This is a genomic window from Pseudomonas sp., assembly GCF_050739655.1.
Classification (GTDB): domain Bacteria; phylum Pseudomonadota; class Gammaproteobacteria; order Pseudomonadales; family Pseudomonadaceae; genus Aquipseudomonas.
This window is the reverse complement of the sequence record NZ_JBOIBY010000684.1, coordinates 1-10826: the sequence shown is the minus strand read 5'-3', so window position 1 is coordinate 10826 and position 10826 is coordinate 1. Positions and strand designations below refer to the sequence as shown.

Genomic DNA, 10826 nt, shown 5'->3' with positions numbered 1-10826 from the left:
ACATTGAAGCGCTATACGCATCTCCGGCCCGAAGATGTTCCGGAGCGCTGAATCTTGGAGAAGATTGCTACTAGCTGATGCGGCCGCCAAGTGGAACGGACGGATGTGAACACGATTGCGCCGTACACCAGCAGTACATACGCCCGAAGACAGGAGCCGATCCCCACGACAAGGCCGGAGCCGCCTTTGCCGCCGGCCCTTCCCCTAAGTGGATGAATACTAAGGCCATTGACACCCCCCCCCCTTCCGAGCTGTTGATGTTGGCCTCATCTGACCAGTCTCGCCCCATGCTCTTGCAAGCCCACCCTCAGGAATATCTGTTACGCTAGCGGCAAACGGTCGGTGACCGCAGCTACCGTGGATAGGGCTTAAGTGACCCAGGCGGATGCGAGCCATTGACGACCCTCTATAAGGGGCTATTCTTAAGGCTGCACTTGGAGAAAGAAATGTCGAACAGCCTGCTCAGCAGTGGCGGATGCCGCTTCTGCGGCATAGTCAGTGGAGCGCTGGGCGCCCAGACGAATGCGCTCGATACTCCTTGGCTGACTAGCGCGCACTACGCTGCCATCACTTCCGTGGGAGGTTTCATCCCAGGGTGGTCCCTAATCGTACCTCGCAGCCACAGGTTGAACCTTACTGTGGATTACGATCGGGATGACTTTGTGGCGTTCACGCGCGGAGTGATCTCCCTTGTCGAAGCAAAGTTCGGGCCGTCATGCGTCTTTGAACATGGCACTACATCTGAAGACTCCGACACGAGTTGCGGAACTGCGCACGCGCATCTGCATGTCGTTCCCTTTGCTGGTGATCTTGAGAGTCTTGCAGCGCAATTTGATGTCAGCCTCGAATGGAAGACCGTCAAGTGTAGCGACCTACCTAACGCGAGCCTTGGTAGCGAATACCTTTTCGTGGCCAATGAGTTCCGCGGGAGAGAGTCCACGGGGAAGCTAGCATTGCTTAGCCAGGGACGTTCGCAGTTTTTCCGCCAAGTACTCGCTAAGGCAGTGGGCAAAACGGGATCGCACAACTACCGCGAGGACCCTTGCACTGCCCAGTCATTGCGAAGCGCCCACGTTATGCATGGCCTTACTGAACCCTACCAAGAGGTCGCCTGAGTGCGCTCGCCACGGAGGGCGGGCATCCGGACACGATTGAGCCTTCATCGCGCTGTGCTGCGCACGCGCAAGCCGCTGCCCGCCCAGAGGATCAGCGCCAAGGTCCAGCGCGCCAAAGATCAGTCGGTGGCGCCTGGTCCGGAAGATGAGATTCTCAATGATGACGAGCGCAAGTTTCTTGCTTGGGAGACTCGCTATCCATCTCCGCGAGCACAGGGACAGATACGCCGAGAAACGTACTACACGGTTGCCGTTGTATTCGCCTCGATTGCAGGCCTTTTTATTGCATGGCACGGCCTGCTAGCCGCGTACGCATCTTCGGGTTGCGTCATGTGCGACCCACTTACGTTGAGGCGTTATCTGTATTTGGCGTTCTCCGGCCTGCTCGGTGGCGCGTTGTTCGCGCTCAAGTATCTGTACAAGGTCGTCGCTCGCGGTTACTGGAATGAAGATCGGGCCCTTTGGAGATACACGTCACCAATCCTTTCGTCCGGCCTGGCCCTCGCGATTGGCGCGCTCACTGACGCCGGATTGTTCGGCTTCGCGACCAACCAGTCCGCGTCCGGGTCATCATTTGTCGCACTCGGCTTCATTGTTGGATACTTCGCCGACAGCGCTTCTAGGAAGATGCAGGAGGTCGCCGAAACCTTGTTTGGGCATCCTCTCAAGAAGCCGCGCAAGCAGTAGAGCTCCGCATGGAATTCACTTATCGAACGGAAATCGTCTGCATCACGGCTGATGGTGTAGAACGCAAGCGCGCAACCGAACTGACTAGCGAGCAGGTCGGAGCGAAGGCGCACGGGTTGCTAGGGGTTCCTCAGAGCTGGGTTCCCGACTTCTTTTGTATCGCTGCCGACGCTCAACTGAGTAGCGAGACACTTGCCAAAGCCGCTGCGCTTGCCGGCATGCAGCTTGATGAGCCCGTCTACGTCCGCTCAAGCGGCAGCTTGGAGGGCATTGAACAGCGTGGCTCCCTGATAAGTAGTCAATCAACGCTGCGAGAAGTGCCCCGCATCCTCTCAGAAATGCGAGCAAAGATGGCTGACATAGAAGGGGCTTCGAGGCAGAGCATTCACGCTCTGGTCCAGCGACGTGTCCCGACGCGAGCCAAGGGCCACCTCTCAAACGAGCGCAGGGTGTCGCGTGTCGCTCGCGACTGGCTTGCAGAGATCGAACCATCGCAAGGACATGAAGCTGAATCTCATCCTGTGGCGGTTCGGAACTGGCGTAGCACCGGGGGCCGGGGCTCAAGCTTGCACTGCACCCTCCGCGCGCAGATCTTTCGCACTCTTCGCGAAGTAGCCGCCTGGGCGGGCCCGAGACGCCTCCATATGGAGTGGGTGTGGGATGGCGGACAGCTTTGGGTGGTTCAGTGTGAAGATGCTCTAGACGCAGACGGGGTGAAACCAAAGGAACTCGTCAAGCTGCCCGCCGCATTCGACTCTAACGCGCTCCAAGGCCTTGTTCACTTTCGAAGAGCCACTCCGTCCGACTTCGAGGCGTATCGCAAGCTGAAGAACGCATCTTTGTATGTACAACTAGGCTACGAATTGCCTCCGTTCTACGTTCTTGATGACCACCATCTGCTTGATTCAATCCAGAACGGCGCTGACATTCCAGGATCGCTGCGAGCCGATCTCGTCATGCTGACGAAAGGGCCGCTGATTCTGAGGACTGACGGGAAAAGTATCCCTAACGAGAAGAGAGAAATGCTTCCACGCAGCGACGAGCTGCGCGACGAGCCAAAGGCAACCGAATGGTTAAGGAGTGCGCTATCGGAGGCTCTCGCAGAGATCCCATGCGAAGCTTCCGAGCTCGCACTCATTGGCCATCACTTCTTGCCGGCCGTGGCTTCCGCATGGGCACTCGCAGAACCTGAAAAGCGGCGGGTAAGGATTGAATCCTTGTGGGGAATTCCGGAGGGGATCTATTACTACTCTCACGATGTCTTCGACGTTGACGTCGCGAGAGTTGGCGCGGACAAGGGGGACCTAGCCGGAATTCAAGGCATATCTCGCCGAATTAGGTACAAAGACCAGTTCATCGCGCCCGACCACGCTGGATCATGGATCGTCCACAAAGTTGCGCCACCTGCTGATTGGAGCCCAAGCATCGCCTCAGACGAGGCGCTCAAGGAGATTGCTAATACCACTCGGCTGATCGCTGAGAATGAGGGGTCGCCGGCCGTTGTGATGTGGTTTGTAGGTCTGGCTGGATCGTCTAGCGATTCAGTACTCCCTTGGTGGCACGACGTCTGGAACGTAGAGCTTCCTGCCGAGAGACCACTCGGCAAGACTGAGAGAATCGGCTCGACCTTTACGGTCGCCAATGCATTGGACCTCCAGACCCTAGAAGCTGACGCCAATGGTGCCGCCAACTACAAGCGCGTAGCGGTGAAGCCAGAGTCCAGCGAGATTGTCAGAGACCGTGGATTCATCGACAGGCTCGCCGTTTTGGCCAAAAACCGAGGCTACGTGGTGGAGTTGCGCGGTGGAGTTTTGTCGCATGTGTACTACACGCTACGCCGCCATAATTGCGACGTCGTTTGTGTGGACGACTTTGCGACAACTGACGAACGCCTAGAGTTCAACAAGATCGTCAGGGACAAAATTCCCGACCTAATTGCCTCGCGAGGCGAGCGCACGGATGTTGCGAGAGTGGAGGGTGATGTACTCCTTCAGGGGCTTCGGCAGAAGCTCGTGGAAGAGTCACTCGAGGTCGTGGATGCCAAGAGCCTGGAAGCCATTTCCGAGGAACTGGCGGACGTCCTCGAGGTAGTCAAAGCAATCGAAGATACGCTTGGCGTAAAGCGAAGCGAAATTGAGCGCATTCGACAGGCGAAGGCCGAAAAGAGAGGCGGGTTTTCACAGGGCATCGTACTGAGGGAGACGAGCCTCGCTCCCCCTATGGCCGGAGCGCTCCTGGGCAATTCAACGGAGCGCTTTCCGCCGCTGGAACCCTCCGTAATACCCACCTTGCCGACGACGATCCGAGCAATCAATGTAGATCGCCGTACGCAAGGGCCCCAAGAGGAGCGAATCGTGACCTTCGCCTTCCCCATTGTTCAGCAGGACTACCGATTCTCTCGGGGCGTTTTTGATCTCCAGACCCTGTCAGGCGAGAGTCATCCAATGCGGCTTGAGGCTGAAGTTAGCCGATCAGGCGCGGAGCTGAGGGTGCGCTTCAAGCTCGCGAACAATGCCATCCAGATGGATCTCTTTGAGAAAGCCAAAGCCGACCCAGCTAACGATGAAGATACGGCGCCCGCGGCAGATTGAGGTTGCCGTAGAACATCAGCTCTTGAGCCTTGGGACGCATTAGATGCGTCGAGTAATGCAACCCGAATCGTAGGCAGCTGGCGCCGACATACAGCTCAGAGATCTCTGGACGATCATCGTATGTAACGAGCCACGGGCATTTCATATCCAGCATTAACGATGCGACGCCAGCATGGTCGGCGGAACTATAGTGACTCTTGTAAAGCTGGTGCCCTTTCTCGTAATAGGGAGGGTCGCAATATACAAAATTGCCCTTTACCTTGGAGATCGACCCAAGTAGGTCCGAGGCATCGCAGTTCGTAACCGTGACGCGTTTGCGTAGAGCACCAAGGGCCTCGATACGGCTAGCGAGTCCTTCAGCATTGAAACGAGCATCCACCTTGTACTTTCCATCTTGCTTACGCCCGCCTATCGGGCCGCCACTAAGAATTCCAGATCGGCTGGTTCTATTGAGCATGAAGGTGGCAAATGCCAACTCAATCTGTGATGCACAAGCTGCGTTACGAACCGTCTCTTTGGCCCTCTCCCTAGCTGCAAGAGTCACCTCGGCACAAAGCACCATGCTCGCTAGACTTTTAGTCTGATTAAAGACTGCGCGCCAGAACGCGAATATAAGAGGGTCCAAGTCGTTAATGTGGATGCGCTCAACGAGCTTCTCCTTGAGAAGGAAGGCTGCGGCTCCAGCCCCTCCTGCATAGGGCTCAACGTAGCATCCATCTCGCAAGTCGTTGTGCGAAATTACCTCCCCAAGCCAGTGGCCTAGTCGCCCCTTTCCGCCTGGGTATCTAAGTGGGGTAACGAATGCCATGGGTGCTCCTCTGCACTGATTGTACAGTCTTAACCTTGGCGCTGCGCGCCCCGCCGCCGCCGCCGTCAGCACGTGCCACAGACGTCATCTGTGCGCTCAAGTATTGCGCTTATGGCCTGCACACGACATCGCTTTGCGGCTGCCTGGACGAGCGCATCTCAGTGCTGGTCGATCGCGCCCCTGCATCACACTCATACCCAAGGGGGGGGGCAAGAGTTTGGATGGTGGGTCGCGGTGCGTTAGCCCTCCGGTCTGATAGGGACGGAACCCTTCTTACGTTAGTCCGTCGGGCCTATCCGGCGCTATGCCTCGGAACCCAGCTACTCAAGCCGCAAATGCCATGCAGCCCACCCGGGAGCCATGCGGCGCGCAGGACGCGCGACTCCGGTGAAAAGCGTACGTGCCCTTCCGACTCCGGGGGCAGTAAATTTGCGGCGGCCGCAAATTTGGGATGCCCGACGGCGTCTGAGCTTGGGATGCAAATGGGATGCGGAACCGGCTCAGTGGGATGCGGTACTTTTGTAATAGTATCAATACGTTAACGCGCCAAATGCGGTCCCTCGCATCCCACCCTTTATGTTCCACTATCTTTCGCTTTGGTTGATGGTGTCGCTCTTCGCTCGTATGCCCCACCTCCACTCGGCCACCCACGATACGGCGATCTGAGCCGGGACAAAACGACAGAGCCAGCTGGGAAGCTGCGACGTCCGCAAACCTCAGGGCGGGCGAGTTGCATAGGTGGAGCCGAAGGCTGCGGTAGCTGCAATTCATGAGGGACAGAGGAAAGTCGAATAGCAGGGACAAGAATCACGGCCTGAGCCAGGCAACCTCGATCCGCGCCGCCCTGCGGGCGGGAAACTGCCGAGGCGGTCGCAATGTACATACAGCCAAGCAATTGGACACCGTCGCCAAATGAACTGGACACTGGCACCAAACAAACTGGACGGTGCCACCAAATGAACTGGACAGCGGCACCATACTGGACACCACCTCCCAATGGGACCGGCCCCATGAAGTGGCCGAGCGCATGGGCGCGGCCCGTGCCTGAGTGCGGTTTGGGCCGCGCGGGACTTTAACCAAAGCCGGAACCAACACGCCCGTCCCCGGATCTCAGCCCATGCTCATGCCGCGCGCCTGCCCCTGCTGCTCGCGCTCATTCTGCAGTTGCTGCTCCAGCTGCTGCGCCTGAATCCGCTGCTGCTGTTCCTGGCTCACCACCTCGAACTGCTGCAGCGACGCTTCAACCGGCGTCTGTGCGGCCTGCTCGGTGGGCATATGCGCACGCTGGTGCGCGGGGTTGCTAGGCTCGCCCTGTACAACGAACACATGGTGCGCCGCGCTCTTCTCAGGGGTGGCATTGCTCAACAACACATGGTCAACACGGTCCAGCCCGTTGCCCTTTGCCAGCACCAGCAGGCTGGCTGTCATCCGCTCGCTGGTGCCATCGAAGCTGCGCCCGTGCTTGGCATCCAGCGCTGTTACATGCTCACGTATCTGCTGGTAAAGCGCATGGTCGGGATGACCGGCCTGCATGGGTGTAATCGGCTCAGGTGCGCGGTGCGCAGCAGGCTGGGCTGAACCGTCGACAGTCGGTACTGGCCGCGCTGCGTAGGGTGCCAGATGTTCGCCATGCGACCGCACCTCGATTGCTGGTTGCGCCGCTTGGGACTCATCTATCTGCGGAACGTGTACGCGCCTTTGCGGCAGATCCGGAGCAGGGGAGTCCGGTCTCCGTGCCTGGACCTCCTTCAACGCCTGCTGCAGCTCTTCGCTGCTGGTCACTGCGACCTGGCGGACAATCCTGTCGGGCCCAGCCTGGTAGTGAACAATCGGACTGTCGTAACCACGCGTGTCCATTCCATCGGGCTTGAGCTGCTGCATCGTGTGGCCGGTGATGCCGTTGGCCTCCCGCGTCCGTTGCACCGCCAGCCCGATGGCCTGCTGGGTGTATGGGTTCACGTTCAGGTCGATGCCTGCACTGCGGTAGCGGTGCAGCAGTTCGTTCTTCTCGACTTGGGCAGCACTGGGCGCAGGAAGCGCTTCAATGGCCGCCAGCTCGTGTTGTGAGCGTTCCAGCGAGGGTTGGCGCATCTGGCTGGTTAGTTCCAGCTCCATCGCCAGGTTCCCGCTGGCGAGCCCGTCCCGCCCGGACCACTGCCCGGCTTCATCGCGCCGGTAGAGCTGCTTGTCTGAGCCAAGCACGGCATCGGGCCTGCCCTGAGCTGACAACACTGCTGCCGGAACGCCTACACCGTGATGCTGCGCCCGCTGTGCGGCATGGTTCTCCAGGTACGCTGCCGCAATTGCCTCCCGCCCGGTGGCGATATTCGTCTCGATGCGGCCCAGCGCCTCCTGGTTGAGTTGCTGGGCGCGCACGGGTGTTGCAGTCTGGGTCTCATAGGTGCCTCGATCGTTGGCACCGGACACGCCGGTTTTTACCTGGCGCTCCCACGCTGACGTATCTGCATTGCGGTGCCAGTCCTGGTTGTCCAGCCCGCGCTGATCGCTGGCCTGGGCAGGAATCGTGAAAGGATCCTGCGGCGGCGGGACCTTGCCGAGTGCCAGACCCACCGCCACTGCGCTGGCCATGGCGCCCAATTCCTGTGACTTCTCATAACTGGCTGTCACACGTTCACGGGTTGGGTTCCTAAGCCCATCCGCCGTGAGGTCAAAGGACGCCTGGCGTTCCCAGCGTTGGCCGCTGAACTCCCACTTCACGCCCGACGTGTCGGTCTGGTGGTAGACGGCACGATTGTCCATCAGGTCGGCACCCTTCTCGAATGCCTTGCTCAACAACAGGGCATCGGCGGCTACTACGGCTGCGGGCACAAACCCGCTGCCGCCCAGCGCCAAGGACATGGCGGCACCGCCACCCCATCCGCCGACATTTCGCGCGACAGCGTGGTTGAACTCCGACTGCGCAGCGGCGGTATTGCCTTGTTCCAGCAGTTCGGCAGTGCGGTGAGCCGTCAAGATGGCATCGGCGCCAGTGGCCAGCAGGCCGCCCGAGCGGACAAGGGTTCGGGCCGACGCTTCGCCCATCAGCAGTTGGAGCGACACCGCACCCTGCTGGCTGGGAGGAACGCGGATCCGATAGCCGGACTCCTCGCCCAATACCAGCTCGACGCGGCGAATGCCCGGTTCGGACAGGACCACCCGACCGTCGTGGTGGGCATTGGCGATTGCAAGTGACAGCCCACTGCGTTGCAGCGGGACGTCGCCGCCACGGATCATCGGCGTGCTGTCCACGTCGATCTTGTTGAGCATGGTCACAATGCGCGATTCGGTATGCACGATGGCACCCCAGCCATGGTCCACGCCATGGAAGCCCTTCAAGGCCTCAATCTGCTGAGCGTGGGCCTGGAAGTAGGTGGGGATATTGTCGAAGAAGTACCGGACCCTTTGGGTAGTCGCTGCTGGGGTTTGGCCCAAGGGGGTGTTGGTGTTCAGGTCGCCATTGACCAGTCCCACCTTGACAGTGTCGCGAAGCTGCTCCACGCGCTTGGTAATCCGATCTATCGCTGACGGATCACCCTCCAAGGCGGCCTGCCCATCGCGGGATTCCTGCAGCGCATCCAAGCGATCCAACATACCCTCTTGATACGCGCGAAGCGGGCCACCGCTGTGGGGAGTGACGCCTATAGCATGCGCAAGCCGAGGGTCGGCGGGTAGGAACAGGCGGTTCTCTGCGGCGTGGATGTCGAACGTTCCCGCCTTCTGCAGCCTGGCAAGCAGTGGGCTGGTCCTCAGTGTCTGCTGCTCGATCGCATGGTGATCCTGGAGGTGCGTACGGTAGTTGGGCATGGTCAGGTTCCTTCCCTGTCGCTGATGCTGCCGGCTCAGCAGTTCACAACGTCTTCAAACCAGAGCCCGTTGGATTTCCTGGGCGTGACGATGCCGGCAGCCTCTACGGCATCCTTGAATCTGCGGTCGCAGAAGACCCCCCCATTGAAAGGAACCCTGAACACGTGGGCGGAACCCAGCACCTGTTGCTTAAAGGCCAACCGGACGTCACCTGTAAGAAGGTAGTACTTGCCTGCCTCATAATCGTCACTAATCACGATGTTGAGCTGGGAGGCATCCTCATCCAAGGCGTCCAACGTACGCACCACATCGCAGAGGTAGTAGGTGGGCCCCTTTGAACCGTCGGCCAAGCGATAGTCGGTATCGGCGAAAACGAACGCATCGGGGTCAACCGCTTCCATCACCTGACGCAGGCGCTCGGAGACCAGCCAATAGCCACTCATCCCGCCTTCCAGATCCTGGGGAAGTACACCTTCGCGAGGGTGATAGACCAAGCGCGGGGTTTCGCGCAGCGGTGGGAAGCCACCGGTCTTGGGCAACAGAATGAGTCTGGGGGGGGTAAGTAAGGCGTCTTCGTTCTCAAAGACCACACCATGGCCCTTACCCCCACGAGTGGCGTCCGGCCGCAGCTTGAAGAACTCGCCTTTCCGAGGCTGATTTGTGAGTGTCGATTCCATGTATTGGGTCTTGTCCATAAGGGGGCTGGCTCTGGGTGCCCCGACAGGTTAACTCGGCCTACTGATGGTAATCCACTTCCCGAACTCTCTCTTGCCTGCCAAGCACCCAATCCGTGTTCCGCTGAGGATCAAGGCACCTGGCCCAGCAACCGCATACTCAGCAGTATCAACGCCTGCACTAGTTTGCCCAGCTTGCGGGCGCGCGCGCCGATCGGCGGTAGAGAGAACGAGATGGCCTCTGCAATGGGTCAAAGCCGACAAATGGCCGCTAACCCGTAATGCCATGGGCAGCTACGGCGAACTCGCAAGATCGTCAGAGGCAATGACTCACACCATCGCGTCCAAATACCCGAGAGGGTCAAACGCTCGAACTGTTCAGTCCGGCTGCGGCGTTCAGTCTGGCGCTGCTGTCCAGTTCATTTGGCGCCGCTGTCCAGTTGGTCTGGTTACGGGTGTCCAGTTGGTTGGCATTTTGTACGCAATGCTCGCTCACGCGCAGCCTCCAACGTGCGGTCACTGTAGTCCTCCGCGCGATTAGCCCCCTTTGTGCGCGACCTGGCGAGGGGAGCGCCCGTCTCGACTGCACCTCTCTCGTTGGCCACGGTTACTTGTCGATCCTGATCTGCCTCTCAGAGCTATCTGCCGCTGAGCCAAAGATTCATCGAATGCGCGTGGCTGGTCTGCGGCTGCAAGGAAGCCGCCCGCGCGATCAAGATTCCGGCGGCGGCACACTTGGGAGCAATGGATCTCACAACTCGATTGCCGGGTAGCGACGAAGGAAATCCTCAAATACGTGGCGACCGCATCTTGGAAAGGCGAAACCGCATGCGTCGAAGGCTAGGTAGCTCCGGGCTCAGCGTCCAAATTTGCGGCGGCCGCAAATTTGGAGAGGCCAGATGGCACGGCTCCATTGCTTGGCAGCATCGAGCAGAGAGCCCAAATTTGCGGCGGCCGCAAATTTGGCCAGGCCGAATGGCACAGCTCCATTGTCCGGCAGCACCCAACAGAGAGCCAAAATTTGCGGCGGCCGCGAATTTGGAGAGGCCGAATGGCACAGCTCCCTTGTCCGGCAGCACCCAACAGAGAGCCCAAATTTGCGGCGACCGCAAATTTGGAGAGGCCGAATGGCACAGCTCCCTTGTCC

Annotated in this window: 6 protein-coding genes; 2 read left to right on the top strand and 4 right to left on the bottom strand. The window is 59.4% G+C overall.

What is annotated here, in order from left to right; all coding sequences use genetic code 11:
* Positions 1 to 1151 precede the first annotated feature (1151 nt).
* A complete protein-coding gene (locus tag ACRESJ_RS32415) occupies positions 1152 to 1802 on the top strand; it encodes a hypothetical protein (RefSeq protein ID WP_431761553.1) in 651 nt (216 codons plus the stop codon).
* 8 nt (positions 1803 to 1810) lie between these two features.
* On the top strand, positions 1811 to 4393 hold the full coding sequence (locus ACRESJ_RS32410) for a hypothetical protein (protein ID WP_431599911.1): 2583 nt from the start codon (positions 1811 to 1813) through the stop codon (positions 4391 to 4393).
* Here ACRESJ_RS32410 and ACRESJ_RS32405 read toward each other — a convergent pair.
* The 4 genes from ACRESJ_RS32405 to ACRESJ_RS32390 all read right to left on the bottom strand — a co-directional run bounded on the left by ACRESJ_RS32405 (position 4359) and on the right by ACRESJ_RS32390 (position 10199).
* Positions 4359 to 5201, bottom strand: a complete 843-nt coding sequence (locus ACRESJ_RS32405) for a DNA adenine methylase (protein ID WP_431599912.1) — start codon at positions 5199 to 5201, stop codon at positions 4359 to 4361. The two genes, ACRESJ_RS32410 and ACRESJ_RS32405, sit on opposite strands and share 35 nt — an antisense overlap.
* A 1110-nt stretch (positions 5202 to 6311) precedes the next feature.
* Positions 6312 to 8792, bottom strand: a complete 2481-nt coding sequence (locus ACRESJ_RS32400) for an XVIPCD domain-containing protein (protein ID WP_431761552.1) — start codon at positions 8790 to 8792, stop codon at positions 6312 to 6314.
* Positions 8793 to 9040: 248 nt separating this feature from the next.
* The gene (locus ACRESJ_RS32395) at positions 9041 to 9700 is read right to left on the bottom strand and encodes a DUF1629 domain-containing protein (protein WP_431599914.1); all 660 of its coding nucleotides are present in this window, start codon (positions 9698 to 9700) and stop codon (positions 9041 to 9043) included.
* A 340-nt stretch (positions 9701 to 10040) separates the two neighbouring features.
* The gene (locus ACRESJ_RS32390) at positions 10041 to 10199 is read right to left on the bottom strand and encodes a hypothetical protein (protein WP_431761551.1); all 159 of its coding nucleotides are present in this window, start codon (positions 10197 to 10199) and stop codon (positions 10041 to 10043) included.
* Positions 10200 to 10826: the final 627 nt, after the last annotated feature.